The following is a 16,952-nucleotide window of genomic DNA, read 5'->3' as shown; positions in this document are numbered from 1 at the left end:
GTTATGAAAATGATATACATAAAGTAAAGATTCGCTCTCTCTATTTAAAGGTGGTGAGTACAATCGAGTTAAATAAACGGCAAGAGCAGATTTTACAGATTGTCAAAGAGAATGGTCCGATCACTGGAGAGCATATCGCCGATCGGCTGAACTTAACTAGGGCGACCCTCAGACCGGATTTAGCCATATTAACGATGTCAGGCTTTTTAGAAGCAAGACCAAGGGTCGGCTACTTTTTCACAGGGAAAACAGGTACGCAGCTTCTAGCAGATAAGCTGAAAAAACTTCAAGTGAAAGATTTTCAATCCATTCCAGTGGTGATACATGAGAATGTTTCAGTTTATGATGCGATTTGTACGATGTTTTTAGAAGATGTGGGCACATTATTCGTTGTGGACGATCACTCTATTTTAACAGGCGTGTTGTCAAGGAAAGACCTCCTTCGCGCAAGTATTGGAAAACAGGAGCTTCCATCTATTCCTGTCCATATTATTATGACAAGAATGCCGAACATCACCGTTTGCCGCAAGGAAGATTTCATTATGGGTGTGGCGAAGCACTTGATTGAAAAGCAGATAGACGCACTTCCTGTTATAAAAGATACGGATAAAGGCTTTGAAGTGGTCGGCAGAATTACGAAAACAAACATGACGAAAATACTTGTTAACTTATCGGAGAATGAAATAATCTAATTACAGAAGACTGCGAGGGGATGTTATGAGTAATCGCGTAATTTTTGTGGTATCAGATTCAGTAGGAGAAACGGCAGAGCTCGTAGTCAAAGCGGCACTTAGCCAATTTGATGGCGGCTCATCAGACCATTCAAATATCAGAAGAATCCCATATGTAGAAGATGTCGGTACGATTAAAGAAGTCATTTCACTGGCGAAAGCAGATAACGGAATCGTCTGCTTTACTCTTGTTGTGCCAGAAATGCGTCAATTCTTAATTGATGAAGCAGAAGCAAACGGAGTCGTTTATTATGACATCATCGGACCACTAATCGATAAAATGGAGACTGCTTATGGAAATGAAGCGAAACATGAGCCGGGGCGTGTACGTCAATTAGATGAGGACTATTTTAAAAAGGTTGAAGCCATTGAGTTCGCAGTGAAGTATGATGACGGCAGAGACCCAAGAGGCATTCTAAAGGCTGATATTGTGCTCATCGGTGTATCACGCACATCTAAGACACCACTATCTCAATACTTGGCGCATAAACGGCTGAAGGTAGCAAACGTTCCAATTGTTCCTGAAGTAGATCCGCCAGAGGAGTTATTTTCAGTTGATCCAAAGAAATGTATCGGTCTGAAAATCAGTCCAGACAAACTAAATCATATTCGTAAAGAGCGTTTGAAATCTCTAGGTTTAAATGATCGCGCGATTTATGCGAACATTGAACGGATTAAAGAAGAGCTAGAGTATTTTGAAAAAGTGGTGGACCGCATTAACTGTCAAGTTGTTGATGTATCGAATAAAGCAGTTGAAGAAACGGCAAATGTCATTCATCAAATGCTGACCAAAAGAGGTTCCGAATAAACTCAGGATGCTCCTCCTGGGTTTTTCCTATGGTGGGAAACGGGTAAACAAAAACAATGGCATATTTGCTGCATTTGTATTATAATAAAAAATTGTGATAAAATGATTGATTTTAGGTTTAAGTTAAGTCAAGAACGAATAAACTAATATTGGCAGAAGTCAAGTGATTCTGAACATAACTTTTCGACAAAATGAGTTTTACTGTTGTTTGCTATATGGGGGAAAAGTATGGTCTTTTTGCTTCTCTAAAGCAGGAATAAGGTGGAGGGATGGAGAATTAGTCACCTGAATGAACATAAACAAGAGAGGACGATTTATGTCGATGCAGATGCTTGTCCTGTAAAAGACGAAATCCTTTCTGTCGCATCTCAATTTCAAATACCTGTGACATTCATTGCTTCATATGAGCATTTTCAAACCAAAAGATCTCCACTTGAAGATTGGCGGTTTGTAGATACACATAAGGAAGCAGCGGATTTAGTCATTGCGAACTCAGCTGCCGCGCATGATATTGTCGTCACCCAAGACATTGGTCTTGCCTCATTACTGCTTCCAAGACAGGTCATTGTACTGTCTGAAAGAGGACGGATGTACACGAACGAAACAATTGATTTTGATTTGGAACGCAGACATGTTTCCAGTAAACAGCGAAGAAAAGGTGTATATGGAAAAGGTCCCAAAAAGCTTTTAGAAGAGGATAAAAAGCGATTTATTACGCAACTACAAAAAATCCTGTCGAATCATGAAGGATTTTTGAATTAAAAGGCGAATAATGTACGACGGAGTGTTATTAGGATGAGCAAACGTATACCAGATGAACTTTTGGAGCAAATCCAAAAAAACGCAGACATTGTCGAAGTGATTGGAGAATACGTACAGCTTAGAAAGCAAGGTCGAAATTACTTCGGTCTTTGTCCATTCCATGGTGAAAATACTCCTTCATTCTCTGTTTCAGCAGATAAGCAAATCTTCCATTGTTTTGGCTGTGGTGCAGGAGGTAATGTATTTTCGTTCCTCAGACAAATGGAAGGCTACTCATTTATTGAAGCCGTTTCACATGTTGCTGATAAGTACCATATTGATTTGCCTGATCATGTAGCAAATGCTCAGATCAGCTCCTCACAGCAAGAGGGCACTGCAGATCATAAAATGATTGAAGCGCATGAGCTTCTTAAGAAATTTTACCACCATTTGCTGGTAAATACAAAGGAAGGTCAAAACGCACTCGATTATTTACGGGCGAGAGGCTTTACAGATGAAACAATTGCCAAGTTTGAGATCGGATATGCTCTTGACTCTTGGGATTTCGTGACCAAGTTTTTAGAAAAACGAGGGTTTGATCCTGCGATGATGGAGAAGGCCGGTCTTTTGATTCAACGTGAAAACGGAACAGGCTTTTTTGACCGCTTTAGGGATCGTGTGATGTTTCCCATTCATGATCATCATGGGACAGTCGTCGCTTTTTCCGGAAGATCGCTTGGTGATCAGCAGCCTAAGTATATGAATAGTCCTGAAACGCCACTTTTTCATAAAAGTAAGCTGCTTTATCACTTTCATGACGCGCGTATGCATATTCGAAAACGCGAACGGGCGGTTCTTTTCGAAGGATTTGCTGACGTCATCTCAGCTGTCACATCAGGTGTCGGCGAAAGTGTTGCAACAATGGGTACGTCTCTAACAGAAGAGCACGTAAAACTTCTCAGACGGAACGTAGAAGAGATCATCCTTTGCTATGACTCTGACACGGCCGGTTATGAAGCCACCATGAAAGCTTCAGATTTGCTTGGAAAAAGAGGATGTAAAGTTCGCGTTGCCATGATACCAGATGGACTTGATCCAGATGATTACATTCGTAAATATGGTGGCGAGAAATTTAGGAATGACATCATAGATGCAAGTGTGACATTAATGACTTTTAAGATGAACTTTTTCCGTAGGGGAAAGAATTTATCTGATGAAGGAGACCGGCTTACTTATATGAAGCAGGTACTCCGAGAAATTAGCCGATTAAACGGTTCCTTGGAACAAGAGATTTACATGAAACAGCTTGCTGGAGAGTTCTCGATCTCACTTGATTCATTAAAGGAACAACTGGAGCTGTTTGAAAAACAGCAGCGTCAAGAAGCCAAAAGCACGCAGGAAGAAAACGGGCTTGAAAAACGGCGTGCACATCTGTCAACACAGGTACGAAGAAAGCGTCTGAGGCCAGCATATGAAAATGCAGAGCGAATGCTGCTTGCTCATATGTTAAAAAGCGATGACGTGATCCGAAAAGTACTTGACAGAGTAGGGATTGAATTTAATATAGATTCTCACAGGGCGCTGGCCACGTACATTTATGCTTTGTATGAAGAAGGCAAAGAACCAACGCCGCAGCACCTGATGAACCGTATAGAAGATGATATCATCAATCAACTTCTGACGGATATATTCATGATTCAAGTTGGAGACGAACTAAGTGAAGCTGAATTAAGTGATTATGTAAAAAAAGTGTTGAATCATCGGAATTTGTCAATGATAAAGGAAAAAGAACTAGAACGTGCAGAAGCGGAGAGGCAAAAAGATTTCTTCAAAGCGGCAACACTTGCAAAAGAAATTATTCAGTTGAACCGTTCGCTGAAGTAATACGTCTAATATTTATGACAAGACTTACGGCTGGCAATGAATCCTTTACGGGAGGAGCATAAGACCGCAAGCATCTTGCCTTCATCATTATTTATTTTATTCCTATTTGCTCATCTGTTTGATAAAGAGAGAAAAGCAGGGCGGAAGCAAATCGCAAGTTACTTTAGAATTCGTTGCAAGCTTTGGAAGGAGGGATCCATAATGGCTGATAAACAAGCCCACGAAACCGAAACTGAATTAACCTTTGAACAGGTGAGAGATAAGCTCACTGAAACGGGTAAAAAACGGGGCGTTTTAACATACGAAGAAATTGCAGAGCGTATGTCTAGCTTTGAAATTGAATCAGACCAAATGGATGAATACTATGAATACTTAGGCGAACAGGGTGTAGAGCTCATTAGTGAAAACGAAGAGACAGAAGACCCAAATGTTCAGCAGCTGGCTAAAGCAGAAGAAGAATTTGACCTGAATGATTTAAGCGTACCACCAGGTGTCAAAATTAATGATCCTGTTCGTATGTACTTAAAAGAAATCGGACGCGTCAATTTGTTATCTGCTAAAGAAGAAATTACGTATGCTCAAAAGATCGAAGAAGGCGATGAGGAATCAAAAAGAAGATTAGCGGAAGCAAACCTTCGTCTCGTTGTCAGCATCGCGAAACGCTACGTCGGTCGTGGTATGCTGTTTCTAGACTTGATTCAAGAAGGAAACATGGGTCTTATGAAGGCAGTTGAGAAGTTTGATTACCGCAAAGGATACAAATTCTCAACATATGCGACTTGGTGGATTAGACAGGCGATCACGCGTGCGATTGCCGATCAGGCAAGAACAATCAGGATCCCGGTTCATATGGTGGAAACCATTAATAAATTGATCCGTGTTCAAAGACAACTTCTGCAAGACCTAGGCAGAGAACCAACGCCAGAAGAAATTGCTGAAGACATGGATTTAACGCCAGAAAAGGTTAGAGAAATTCTTAAAATTGCGCAAGAGCCTGTATCTTTAGAAACACCTATTGGTGAAGAAGATGACTCGCACCTTGGTGATTTTATTGAAGACCAAGAGGCGACATCTCCATCTGACCATGCTGCATACGAATTGTTGAAAGAGCAGCTTGAAGATGTATTAGACACGTTAACGGACCGTGAAGAAAATGTACTGAGACTACGTTTCGGACTAGATGACGGAAGAACACGTACGTTAGAAGAGGTTGGAAAGGTGTTCGGCGTCACAAGAGAGCGTATCCGCCAAATTGAAGCGAAAGCTCTGCGTAAATTAAGACACCCAAGCAGAAGTAAACGATTAAAAGACTTCTTAGAGTAGAAACTGGACGGATCTTGAAAGAGATCCGTTCTTTCTTCATCAAGAATGAAAACGCTTTTTTCAATCTGATTATATTTTACTGAATAAATAATGAATTTGCAACGTTCTTAGAGAAAAGATGTATAAAAAATACATCAAAATGTGCTGAAGGCTTCATTTCTCATCTTTGCATCATTTTTGTCTAATCTGTGAACTTGACCAAAGTTTTGTATCATAATTCGTTTACTTTTTGTAAAATTAAAGTAGAATTAGAATTGTTTGTATAGTCTTAAAGGGGTTTTCACAAAGGGGAGGATGAAAGAAATGAAACGGAATCCACTTATACCATTTTTATTGATTGCCATTTTAGGGATTGGACTCACTTTTTTCTTATCAATGAAGGGGCTGAAAGATGAAGACAAAATCGCCTCTGGAGGCGAGGAGCAAAAGCAAGAAGAAACAGCAAATGCGACGCCGGAAGAATTGTATAAACAAAACTGTCTGAGTTGTCACGGGGAAAACTATGAAGGCGGTGCAGGTCCTGCATTAAAAGGTGTTGGAGACAAGCTTGAAGTGGCCGACATCAAGAAGAAAATTCAAGAAGGCGGCAATGGGATGCCAGGCGGGCTGATTCCAAATGAAAAGCTCGATGAAATGGCGGAATGGGTGTCTAAAATTAAATAATCTTACACAAAAAGCTCTTTTTCATCAGAAGAGCTTTTTTTCATTTGAAAACGACTTTTAATTTATATAAGATAGACAAGAATGAACATAAAAGAAAAGTAGTGATACGTATGAATGAAATGAATTTATCAAAACGATTAAAAAGAGTCGCAGACTTTTTACCACATGAGGCTGTCTTTGCTGATATCGGCTCAGATCATGCCTATTTGCCGTGCTATGCGATCCTGCATCAAAAAGCAGTAAAAGCAATTGCTGGTGAAATTACAGAAGGACCGCTTCAATCAGCGAAGCAGCAAGTACATAGACTTGAATTAGATGACAAGATTTCGGTCAGAAAAGGAAATGGTCTTGAAGCCATTGAAAAGGGCGAAGTGAATGCTGTAACGATTGCAGGTATGGGCGGAGCACTCATCGCAAGCATTTTAAATGACGGCAAGCATAAGCTCACAGGCCATGAAAGGCTTATTCTTCAGCCAAATATCCATGCTCACCACATTCGTTTATGGCTCTATCAAGAGGGGTATGAATTGATGGATGAAGTCATTTTAGAAGAGGATGGCAAAATATACGAAATTATGATCGCCGAAAAAGGCGACAAAGATAAAGCCTATGAAGGGATGTCAATTGAAACAGGCATGCTAGTTGGTCCGTTTCTTGCGAAAGAGCAAAATGATGTCTTCCGGCGCAAGTGGATGCAAGAACTTCAGCATATGGAGAAGATAGAAAGTCAAATCCAGCAGGCAGCGCGAACAGAAGAGAACAAGGATCGCCTTGAAGAGCTGCAAGTAAAAATAAAGATTCTAAAGGAGGTTTTGACTGTTGGCTAAAACAGTAAACGGACATGAAATCATCCAATTATTTGAACAATTTTCACCAAAGGCATATGCCATGGAAGGTGACAAAATCGGTCTCCAAATTGGGACGTTAAATAAAAAGGTAAACAATGTCATGATCACCTTAGATGTACTAGAGAATGTGGTAGATGAGGCGATCGGAAAAAATGTGGATCTCATTATTGCTCACCATCCGCCGATCTTCCGTCCGTTAAAACATGTGGCGACAGATCAGCCAGCTGGACGGATCATTGAGAAATGCATCAAACATGATATTGCAGTATATGTGGCACATACGAATTTAGATGTGGCTGATGGAGGAGTTAATGACTTGCTTGCTGAGGCTTTAGAGCTTGAAGAAACAAGAGTGTTAGTCTCGACATATGAAGATCAAATCAAACAGCTTGCCCTCTATGTCCCGCAGGAATTTGAGGAAGCCATCCGTACAGCTTTAGGAAATGCGGGCGCCGGCCATATTGGCAACTACAGCCATTGCGTATTTTCAAATGAAGGGACAGGCAGCTTTTTGCCATCAGAAGATGCGGACCCGTTCATTGGTAAGACCGGTCAATTGGAATTTGTGAAAGAAGTACGGATTGAAACCATTTTTCCGGCAAGTATTGAAAAACAAGTGATTCGTGAAATGATCAATGCACATCCTTATGAAGAAGTCGCTTATAGTGTACACACGACAGACCTTCCTCCTATTCAAAAAGGGCTTGGCCGTATAGGGGAGCTAAGAGAGCCTATGACCCTTGGGGACTTCGCGCGATTTGTGAAGACGAAGCTGGATGTAAATGGTGCTCGCTTTGTAGGCGATCAGGACGCTGTTGTGAAAAAAGTAGCTGTGCTTGGCGGAGACGGAAATAAATACATTCACCAAGCAAAAAGAATGGGTGCTGATGTGTATGTAACAGGGGATCTTTATTTCCATGTCGCCCATGATGCTATGATGCTCGGGCTGAACGTAGTGGACCCAGGGCATTATGCAGAAAAGATTATGAAAGAGGGCGTAAAGGCGAAGCTTCAATCGTTATGTTCAGAGAAAAAGTATGATGTACAGCTCTTTGTTTCTGAATCAAACACAAATCCATTTCAATTTATGTAAATAAAAAACGTCAGAGCATAGAAGCTCTGACGTTTTTTTATTTCTTTGTTTTCACGCGTGGTAGTATTTTCGAAAGAGGAACCGATCGTTCAATTTTCCAAGTTGATTCATCATCCGGCTCGTAGTTTTCTAAGAAACGGATAACTTCTTTTGTAATAGGGGTTGGTGTAGAAGCGCCAGCAGTAATGGCAACGGTATTTACACCTTGCAGCCACTCCAGCTTGAGCTCACTTAGGTCACCAATACGGTAAGCCTGCGTTCCAGCAATCTCCATTGACACTTGTGCCAGACGATTGGAGTTATTACTTTTTGGATCGCCGACAACAATGGTAAGATCGGCTTGACCAGCTTGCTGAGATACAGCTTCCTGACGTACTTGTGTCGCAAGACAAATTTCTTGGTGGTACTCGACGTGAGGATATTTCTCTTTTATGAGCTCCATCAGATCGTGGACATCCCACTGAGACATCGTCGTCTGATTGGTGATAAGCAATTTATCTGATGTTAAATCGAGCGCCTCAATGTCCGCTTCTGATTCGACAAGATGCACCTTGTCAGGGGCTACTCCGACAGCTCCCTCTGGCTCAGGATGACCTTTTTTTCCGATATAAATAATGTCATACCCAACGGCTGTTTTCTCTGAAATGAGTTCATGTGTTTTCGTTACATCGGGACAGGTTGCATCAATGGCGACAAGACCTTTTTCTTCTGCAATTTGACGAACCTCAGGTGAAACGCCGTGAGCAGTGAAAATAACTGTTCCGCTTTCAACCTGCTTTAAAATGTCTAAGCGGTTTGGTCCGTCCAGTGTGTAGATCCCATCTTCTTCGAAGGCATCTGTCACGTGCTTGTTGTGCACAATCATACCTAATATATAAATTGGGCGTGGCAAGTTTTTATCAAGTGCGGCATTTTTAGCAATGACCATTGCATCTACAACGCCATAGCAATAGCCACGCGGCGAAATTTTAATTACATTCATTTATTCGTCCTCCTGTAGGGAAGTGCTGCTAGAGAAGAACAATATAAAAAGCCGTGAAAAAACGGCTTTTTATCATTCTCTAGCTTCCATTATAGCCAAAGTAAGCGTATATATCAAAGATTGTTATACGCAGGGGACACTTCGCCGTTAAAAGATCACTAGACATATAGTTTTGGAACAGAGCTGCCAGGTCTTTTTTTCGGTTTTGCTTCAGGAGCAGGTGATGTGTGAGGAGCTGCTTTTTTGACGAGGATGTCCTCTGGTTCTTCGTTTTCTTCTATTTCATCATCTCCTGATGCAACTTCTTTTTGCACTTCTGTTTCCTCGCCAATTTCTTTAGGTTCTTCATCTGTACTTGTTTCATCATCATCTGCACTGCCAAGCTGGCTGTACAGCTTAATCATCGCAGGCAAATTTCTGACTAAAGGACCGTATTGCTGAATCATTGGCGTAAATTGCTGCGCCATTCCGAGCACCTTTTGAACATTTCCCAACATGCTTGAAAGGGTTGCAGGATTTGCAAAGCTCTGGATTCCTTGTAATCCCGCACCACCTCCAGAAACCCCTGCTCCCCCTGCGCCAGGAAGAAATTTAGCGAGCATGCCTTTCATTCCTGCTCCGCCGCCTAGTGCACGGCTTTCGCCTCCTGGAATTCCGCCCATTCCGCGTACACCGCCTCCCTGTACAGACGGGGAGCGAGGCATCATTTGCTGAAATTGATTGCCTTGCCCTTGAAAAGGCTGTTCGATAGGAGCCTGCTGCCTCCTTTGAAAAATTCCGGGCTGTCCGCCATTTCCAAGATGCCGGCGTGAGGGACGGTGCGGCTGAAAATCGCCCATAGGCCTTTGCCCTAACATACTTGTACCTCCCTTACTGCATTCTCTTTCTCTTCATAGGTTATGCAAGGAAGCATCAATTGGTTTCCTGTAAGAAAAGCGGACATGGTTTTTTTGCTGAAAATCAGCTATAATGAGGAGATGAGCAAAAAGGCATTGCCTTAAGGAGTGAAAACATGAACGAAACAAAATTTACGACATATGAATTAAAGTCTTTTATTATAGATGCTATTCATGAACTGGGCTTTTATGAGCCAACTGATATTCAAAAAAGAATCATCCCTGCTGTGTTAAAAGGAGAAAGCGTGATTGGTCAATCACAAACAGGAACAGGAAAAACCCACGCGTACTTATTGCCGCTTATTCATTCAATTGATCCAAGCAAAGAGCAAGTACAAGTTGTGATTACTGCACCTACAAGAGAATTAGCCAATCAAATTTTCAAAGAAGCCCAAACAATCTTAAAGAAGGCCTCTCCAGAAGAAGAGATTAAAGCAAAGCTTTACATTGGTGGAACGGACAAGCAGAAATCCATTCAAAAGCTAAAAAACCAGCCGCATTTGGTTGTCGGCACACCTGGACGTATTGCTGACCTCATTCATGAGCAGGCGCTGAACGTTTACAAAGCGACATCTCTTGTCATTGATGAAGCGGATTTAATGCTGGATATGGGATTTTTAGAAGATGTGGACCGTATTGGTTCACAAATGCCAGAACAGCTGCAAATGCTTGTGTTCTCAGCAACGATTCCAGAAAAACTAAAGCCGTTCCTGAAAAAATATATGGACAATCCAAAATATGCCCATGTTGAACCAAAACGAATTACAGCTGAAAACATTCAGCATATTTTAGTCCCATCTAAACAGCGTGACAAGCTAAAATTGCTCCATGAAATGGTGACGAATGTACAGCCTTATTTAGGTATCATTTTTGCCAATACAAAAACAACCGTCGATGAAATCGCATCATTCCTACAAGAAAAAGGAATGAAAGTTGGAGTGCTTCATGGCGGATTAACGCCGCGCGAACGTAAAAAAGTGATGAAACAAATTGATGATTTAGAGTTCACTTATATTGTGGCATCTGATCTTGCAGCCCGCGGAATTGATATTAAAGGCGTCAGCCATGTGATCAACTATGAACTTCCATCTGATCTTGATTTTTATGTTCACCGTGTTGGTAGAACAGCTCGAGCTGGTTCATCTGGAATTGCGATGACTATTTATGAGCTTGCTGATGAGGATGCACTCATTCAAATCGAGAAAATGGGCGTTGTGTTTGAAAACAAAACCATTGTTCATGGCGAATGGCGAGATGCAGATGACCGCTTGAAGCGTCAAAGACGTAAAAAAGCACCTAATGAAATTAAGGAAAAAGCAAAGCGTCTTGTGAGAAAACCGAAAGCCGTCAAACCTGGATATAAAAAGAAAATGACACGTGAGATGGACAAAATCAAAAGACAGGAACGTAGAAAGTCAAAGCGTAATGGAAAGTAGGGGGAAACATTGTTGAAGATTGGTTCACATGTATCCATGAGCGGAAAACATATGCTTCTTGCAGCGAGTCAAGAAGCTGCCTCTTATGGTTCGAATACGTTTATGATTTATACTGGTGCACCGCAAAATACGCGCCGTAAAAAAATTGAAGATCTCAATATTGAAGCTGGACAAGCGCATATGAAAGAGCATGGTATGACAGATATCGTCGTACATGCACCGTATATTATTAATATTGGGAACACCGTCAATCCAGCGACGTTTGAGCTTGGTGTGGACTTCCTTCGCTCTGAGATTGAACGTACAGAAGCGCTAGGTGCGAGGCAGATTGTTCTCCACCCAGGTGCACATGTCGGAGCAGGACCAGAAGCAGGAATCCAAAAAATCATCGAAGGTTTAAACGAAGTCATCGTAAAAGGGCAAAAGGTTCAAATTGCACTTGAAACAATGGCTGGCAAAGGATCAGAGTGCGGAAGAAGCTTTGAAGAGCTTGCCCAAATTATCGACGGAGTGACACATAACGAAGCACTTTCTGTCTGCTTTGATACGTGTCACACACACGATGCTGGTTACCCGATTGTGACTGACTTCGATGGGGTGTTAGAAGAATTTGATCGAATCGTCGGTATTGACCGAATCAAGGTTCTTCATATTAATGACAGTAAAAACGTACAAGGCGCAAGAAAAGACCGACATGAAAATATCGGCTTTGGTGAAATTGGCTTCGATGCACTGAACAATATTGTGCATCATCCGCAGCTTCAAGATGTGCCCAAAATCTTAGAAACGCCTTATGTAGGTGAAGATAAAAAGAACAAAAAGCCACCTTACAAATTCGAAATTGCGATGCTAAAAGAAAAGCAATTTGACGAAGGCTTACTAGATAAAATTAAAGATCAGTAAAAAGCATACAACATCATGAGGTGCCGCTAAATGCGGCCCTTTTTTGCTTAACTTGTAAACTGATTAAACAGATCATTGACAGTCTGAGCTGTCTGTTTAGATGTAATCGCTTCTACTTGCTTAAGAAGCCGGCTACGCTCTGCATCATTAAAAATATTGACGTTTTTCCCATTCATGAGTTTGGCCACCTCAGCAGCTTGATTTGACGTTAAACTGACACCATACTGCTTCGCATACCTTAACAGATCATTTGCTGTGATCTGATTGAGCCGTTGCAGGACAATTTTTTGAATTAAAATCAATTCCATTCCTCCCCTCTGTAACAATGTATGGGCGAAAACGGAAAATGTGCAAAAAATTTTATTTTACCCTGTGAAATGATAAAATAGTAAAGTGAATAAAATGTTCATTGAAAATTTAAGATGTGTAGAGGGGAGACCGTATGGCAAATAGTAAACAGCATAGAAAGGAATCAGTGCCTCATTTTATATTTAGAATTTTCCTAATTCTGGTAGGGGCTACATGCGCAGCAGTCAGCATTGAATTATTTTTAGTGCCAAACAATATTATCGATGGAGGCATCATCGGCATTTCGCTTATTTTGGATTATCTCTTTACAGATAACCCATTCATCAATTTTGCGACGATTGTTGTCATTTTGAATATTCCATTTATGATATCAGGATACAAACATATTGGGAAAACCTTTCTGGTTTCCACAGTAATTGGGATTGTCAGCTTAGCCGTGATTGAATCTTCACTTCATCATGTAGAGGCATTTACAAATCAGCCGATCTTAGCCACTGTATTTGGCGGGCTATTACTTGGTTTTGGTGTTGGACTTGTCATTCGTAATGGAGGTTCAATGGATGGAACAGAGATCTTAGGCATTCTGCTAACGAAAAAAATTCCATTCTCCGTCGGTGAGTTTGTCATGATCGTCAATGTGTTCATTTTTATTTGGGCAGGCTTTGTCTTCGGACCAGAGCAGGCTATGTATTCTGTTATGACATATTATTTGGCAATGAAAACAATTGATGCTGTCATTCAAGGGCTTGATGAAACAAAAGCTGTCATTATCGTGTCAGATTATTATGATGAGATTTCAGATGCGATTCTTCATCGACTTGGCAGGGGAACGACAAAGCTGAGAGGGAAAGGCGGTTATACAGATGAAGAAAAAGATGTCATCTACGCCGTTGTCACAAGACTTGAAATCACAAAGCTAAAATCCATTGTATTTGAAATTGATAGTCAAGCATTTATTACGATTATGGATACGCATGAAACAAAAGGCGGTAAGTTCAAAACAGCCATTCATTAGCTTTTATTTTACTTTTTAATCTTTCTTTTATATAATGAAATGTATGTATGGACAGAGAAAATGGCAAAAGCCATTTTCTTTTTGTTGTATAAATCGTAATCATTCTTTTTATATTGATTAAAGGTGGAAAGATTCATGGCAAAGCCAATTATTGAAATGAAGGACATTTCGTACTCGTATGGACAGCGAAATGTCATAGATCACATTCATTTAACAGTAGAGGAAGGGAACTTTCTAGCACTTGTTGGACCGAATGGATCTGGTAAAACAACCTTATTAAAATGCCTGCTTGGGCTCATTAAACCACAGCAAGGTGAATTAAAACTATTTGGCACGCCTGCTTCAAAATTTAGAGACTGGGATCAAATTGGATTTGTTTCTCAAAAGGCGAATAGTTTTAATACAGGTTTCCCTGCTTCTGTTTACGAGGTCGTCGCAAGTGGATTGACGGCGAAAATAGGTTTATTCAAACGAATGAGCAAGCAGGACAAGTGGCAAGTTGAGGATGCCATTCGCTCAGTTGGGATACAAGATTTAAAGCACCAAAACATCGGGGAACTTTCAGGTGGTCAGCAGCAGCGTACCTTTATTGCCCGTGCGCTCGTCAGTCAGCCAAAGCTGCTTATTTTAGATGAACCAACGGTTGGGGTAGACCAGCGGACAGTTGAGGGCTTTTATCGGCTGCTCGAAACATTGAACAAAGAAAAAGGAATGTCTTTAATTCTCGTCACACACGACGTTGGCACCGTTTCTGATAAAGTCACCCATGTGGCTTGTTTAAATCAGACACTTCATTTCCACGGAGATGCAGCAACGTTTGATTCAATGGATGATCAGGCGTTATCTCAATTTTACGGACATGACATTCAAGTGATTCATCACGATCATCACCATCATGGGGGACATGAATAATGCTATTTCCATTTTTTCATTATGAATTTTTACAAAATGCGTTTATCGCAGGAATGCTGATCGGTTTTATTGCGCCCTTGCTTGGTGTATTTATCGTCGTGAGAAGACTCTCGCTGATTGCAGATGCCCTCAGTCACGTATCACTTGCGGGTATTGCAGCAAGTTTATTCCTTGATAAAAAGTTTGGCCTTTTGACAGGGGTGAGCCCGCTGTACTTAGGGATGGCGTTTTCTGTTGCCGGTTCGTTATTTATTGAACGCCTGCGTTCCGTGTATAAGCATTATCAGGAACTTGCGATACCTATTATTTTATCAGGCGGTATCGGGATTTCCGTCATCTTCATTTCACTAGCGAATGGCTTTAATACAGATTTGTTTAGTTATTTGTTCGGAAGTGTCAGTGCGGTGTCGAGATTAGATCTTTGGATTGTTGTTGGGATCTCACTCGTTGTAGTGTTAGTTGTCGTGCTTTTATATAAAGAATTGTTTTTACTTTCTTTTGATGAAGAGCATGCAAAGGCTTCTGGTATTTCAGCGAAATGGATTCATTTTATTTTTATCTTAGTTGTTGCACTTGTCATTGCGGCATCGATGCGTATCGTAGGTACACTACTTGTCTCTGCGCTCATGACACTTCCTGTTGCGGCAAGTATCCGCATTGCCAAAGGGTTCAAACAGGCAATCTTCCTTTCGATCTTGTTCGGTGAATTGTCTGTATTGGCGGGATTGATCTTAAGCTATTATCTAGATTTAGCGCCAGGCGGAACCATTGTGATGCTGTCCATTTTGATTTTAATCGGATGTATTTTTATTGGAAAATTCAAAAGGGGGAATCATCATGAACGTACAAGAAGCGCTTGATTTATTAAAGGAAAAAGGCTACAAGTATACAAGCAAACGTGAAGACATGCTTCAACTGTTTTCTGATTCTGATAAATATTTGACTGCTAAAAATGTGCTGACGGCACTAAGTGAAGACTACCCGGGTCTTAGCTTTGATACGATTTATCGAAACCTGTCGCTATATGAAGACTTAGGTATATTAGAAACAACGGAATTGTCAGGGGAGAAGCTTTTTCGTTTTAAATGCTCTTTTTCTCATCACCACCATCATTTTATTTGTCTGACATGCGGTAAAACAAAGGAGATCGATGCCTGCCCTATGGACAAGTTAGACGCCGATCTAGAGGATTATCACATTAGCGGACATAAATTCGAAATATACGGAACGTGTCCTTCTTGCGAACCGAAGGAAGTTCACTCATAGACTCATAAAAAAACCAGCCGCAGAGCTGGTTTTTTTATGAGTCTTTTTGAAAACGTTTTACAAAGGGCGGCTGTTTCATTAAAATGAGAACAAGGTACTAAAGCATTTTGCGTCTTTTGGAGTAAAGGGAGGGGTCAAAAGTGGCTTATTATGTCGTGTTCGATGTAGGCGGGACGAGAACAAAACATGGATTAATGGATCAGGATGGGGAGATTGTCACGAGCGGTGACTATGAAACGAACTGCCGGCAGCTTGAACCGTTTTTAGAAGCGATGGCGGATGTGGTCAAGCAATATCAGAGAACGTCGGATGTTAGCGGAATCGCGATTAGTCTTCCAGGCTTTGTGGACAGTGAAACAGGTTATACAGAATTTGCAGGTGCCATCATCGCCTTAAATGGTCAAAATATAAAAACACTTTTAGAAGCGAAAACATTTCTTCGTGTTGAAGTCGAAAATGATGCGAACTGTGCAGCTCTTGCAGAAAAATATAGTGGCCATGCGAAAGAGTGTGACAGCTTTATTTGTATGACGCTTGGCACAGGTGTTGGCGGTGGTATTTTCGCTGGCGGTCAGCTTGTGCGAGGGGCTTCCTTTCGCGGCGGTGAATTTGGCATGATGCTGACAGAGACAGAAAATGGACAATTTACAACACTTAACAGCAGTGCTTCAACGGCTGGTTTAATTCGCAGCTATAAAGAAAAGCAAGGAATTCCGCAAAGTACTCAAATAGACGGTCAAGACATTTTTGAAAAGGCAAAGCATGATCCGTCCATTGAAAAGCTAGTGGATCAGTGGTACAAGCGAATCGCCATTGGCATTTACAATGTAGCAACTGTCCTTAATCCAGAGAAAATTCTCATTGGCGGCGGCGTAAGTGCAAGACAGGATTTGCTGTCAAACATTGAGAAACATTTACATACACTGCATGCGTGGAAGAACATTCAGGTGAAGCTGGAAACGTGCTACTACTTGAATCAGGCAGGCATGAAGGGAGCACTGTACCATTTTCTCATGAAAGAAGGTCAGCTTGTTCCATCCAAAAAGCCGATACATTAAGCGTATCGGTTTCAGCATGTAGACAAACCCTCGCACTCGCCCGCAGTCCTGCGCTCTGGTGCTCACGAATGTCAAATTCGCTCC

The 16,952-nt window shown here is 41.3% G+C and carries 18 protein-coding genes; 15 read left to right on the top strand and 3 right to left on the bottom strand.

The features are described from left to right. The first annotated feature begins 53 nt into the window (after window positions 1–53). The 8 genes from NST39_RS12215 (at window position 54) to NST39_RS12180 (ending at window position 8,091) form a co-directional block, all read left to right on the top strand. Window positions 54–692 (top strand): helix-turn-helix transcriptional regulator, encoded by a 639-nt coding sequence (locus NST39_RS12215; protein WP_034620854.1) that lies wholly within the window; start codon window positions 54–56, stop codon window positions 690–692. A gap of 25 nt (window positions 693–717) precedes the next feature. Next, window positions 718–1,539, top strand: a complete 822-nt coding sequence (locus NST39_RS12210) for a pyruvate, water dikinase regulatory protein (protein WP_044139409.1) — start codon at window positions 718–720, stop codon at window positions 1,537–1,539. Window positions 1,540–1,800: 261 nt separating this feature from the next. After that, window positions 1,801–2,301 (top strand): YaiI/YqxD family protein, encoded by a 501-nt coding sequence (locus NST39_RS12205; RefSeq protein ID WP_044139408.1) that lies wholly within the window; start codon window positions 1,801–1,803, stop codon window positions 2,299–2,301. Window positions 2,302–2,334: 33 nt separating this feature from the next. Further along, window positions 2,335–4,164 carry a DNA primase gene (dnaG, locus tag NST39_RS12200; protein WP_065098415.1) on the top strand — a complete coding sequence of 610 codons (1,830 nt, stop codon included), beginning with the start codon at window positions 2,335–2,337 and terminating at the stop codon, window positions 4,162–4,164. Window positions 4,165–4,365: 201 nt separating this feature from the next. Then, the gene (gene rpoD, locus NST39_RS12195; protein ID WP_008342392.1) at window positions 4,366–5,487 is read left to right on the top strand and encodes an RNA polymerase sigma factor RpoD; all 1,122 of its coding nucleotides are present in this window, start codon (window positions 4,366–4,368) and stop codon (window positions 5,485–5,487) included. A gap of 303 nt (window positions 5,488–5,790) precedes the next feature. Next, window positions 5,791–6,150 carry a cytochrome c550 gene (cccA, locus tag NST39_RS12190; protein ID WP_044139406.1) on the top strand — a complete coding sequence of 120 codons (360 nt, stop codon included), beginning with the start codon at window positions 5,791–5,793 and terminating at the stop codon, window positions 6,148–6,150. A gap of 110 nt (window positions 6,151–6,260) precedes the next feature. After that, window positions 6,261–6,977 carry a tRNA (adenine(22)-N(1))-methyltransferase gene (locus NST39_RS12185; RefSeq protein WP_265208159.1) on the top strand — a complete coding sequence of 239 codons (717 nt, stop codon included), beginning with the start codon at window positions 6,261–6,263 and terminating at the stop codon, window positions 6,975–6,977. After that, window positions 6,970–8,091, top strand: coding sequence for a Nif3-like dinuclear metal center hexameric protein (locus tag NST39_RS12180; RefSeq protein WP_341028578.1), 1,122 nt, complete (start codon window positions 6,970–6,972; stop codon window positions 8,089–8,091). The genes NST39_RS12185 and NST39_RS12180 overlap by 8 nt, the downstream gene beginning before the upstream one ends. Window positions 8,092–8,128: 37 nt before the next feature. Here NST39_RS12180 and NST39_RS12175 read toward each other — a convergent pair whose 3' ends face one another. Both NST39_RS12175 and vrrA read right to left on the bottom strand, forming a co-directional pair. Further along, window positions 8,129–9,073: a 4-hydroxy-3-methylbut-2-enyl diphosphate reductase gene (locus NST39_RS12175; protein WP_044139403.1), complete on the bottom strand. Its 945-nt coding sequence runs from the start codon at window positions 9,071–9,073 to the stop codon at window positions 8,129–8,131. A gap of 158 nt (window positions 9,074–9,231) precedes the next feature. Then, a complete protein-coding gene (gene vrrA / locus NST39_RS12170) occupies window positions 9,232–9,930 on the bottom strand; it encodes a VrrA/YqfQ family protein (RefSeq protein ID WP_065098412.1) in 699 nt (232 codons plus the stop codon). 155 nt (window positions 9,931–10,085) lie between these two features. On the opposite strand from vrrA, the gene NST39_RS12165 reads away from it, so the two are divergent. Both NST39_RS12165 and NST39_RS12160 read left to right on the top strand, forming a co-directional pair. Continuing rightward, window positions 10,086–11,405 (top strand): DEAD/DEAH box helicase, encoded by a 1,320-nt coding sequence (locus NST39_RS12165; protein WP_341028575.1) that lies wholly within the window; start codon window positions 10,086–10,088, stop codon window positions 11,403–11,405. A gap of 9 nt (window positions 11,406–11,414) precedes the next feature. Beyond that, a complete protein-coding gene (locus NST39_RS12160) occupies window positions 11,415–12,308 on the top strand; it encodes a deoxyribonuclease IV (protein ID WP_044139400.1) in 894 nt (297 codons plus the stop codon). A gap of 47 nt (window positions 12,309–12,355) precedes the next feature. Here NST39_RS12160 and NST39_RS12155 read toward each other — a convergent pair whose 3' ends face one another. Beyond that, window positions 12,356–12,610, bottom strand: a complete 255-nt coding sequence (locus NST39_RS12155; protein WP_044139399.1) for a DUF2624 domain-containing protein — start codon at window positions 12,608–12,610, stop codon at window positions 12,356–12,358. A 140-nt stretch (window positions 12,611–12,750) separates the two neighbouring features. Here NST39_RS12155 and NST39_RS12150 point away from each other — a divergent pair, with 140 nt between their 5' ends. From NST39_RS12150 to NST39_RS12130, 5 genes are all read left to right on the top strand, one after another. Beyond that, window positions 12,751–13,632 carry a YitT family protein gene (locus NST39_RS12150; protein WP_003217308.1) on the top strand — a complete coding sequence of 294 codons (882 nt, stop codon included), beginning with the start codon at window positions 12,751–12,753 and terminating at the stop codon, window positions 13,630–13,632. Window positions 13,633–13,767: 135 nt separating this feature from the next. Continuing rightward, on the top strand, window positions 13,768–14,544 hold the full coding sequence (locus tag NST39_RS12145; protein WP_217012221.1) for a metal ABC transporter ATP-binding protein: 777 nt from the start codon (window positions 13,768–13,770) through the stop codon (window positions 14,542–14,544). Continuing rightward, window positions 14,544–15,404, top strand: coding sequence for a metal ABC transporter permease (locus tag NST39_RS12140; protein ID WP_003217436.1), 861 nt, complete (start codon window positions 14,544–14,546; stop codon window positions 15,402–15,404). Before NST39_RS12145 ends, NST39_RS12140 begins: the two co-directional genes overlap by 1 nt. After that, complete coding sequence (locus tag NST39_RS12135) at window positions 15,382–15,810, top strand: Fur family transcriptional regulator (protein ID WP_003217433.1); 429 nt, start codon at window positions 15,382–15,384, stop codon at window positions 15,808–15,810. Before NST39_RS12140 ends, NST39_RS12135 begins: the two co-directional genes overlap by 23 nt. Before the next feature lie 140 nt (window positions 15,811–15,950). Continuing rightward, window positions 15,951–16,868 carry an ROK family protein gene (locus NST39_RS12130; RefSeq protein WP_065098408.1) on the top strand — a complete coding sequence of 306 codons (918 nt, stop codon included), beginning with the start codon at window positions 15,951–15,953 and terminating at the stop codon, window positions 16,866–16,868. Window positions 16,869–16,952: the final 84 nt, after the last annotated feature.

Origin of the sequence: Bacillus sp. FSL W8-0645 (assembly GCF_038007905.1) — a bacterium.
In the GTDB taxonomy this organism is placed as follows: Bacteria; Bacillota; Bacilli; order Bacillales; family Bacillaceae; genus Bacillus; species Bacillus pumilus.
The sequence above is the reverse complement of the archived record's forward strand: the minus strand, read 5'-3'. Positions and strand labels throughout refer to the sequence as shown.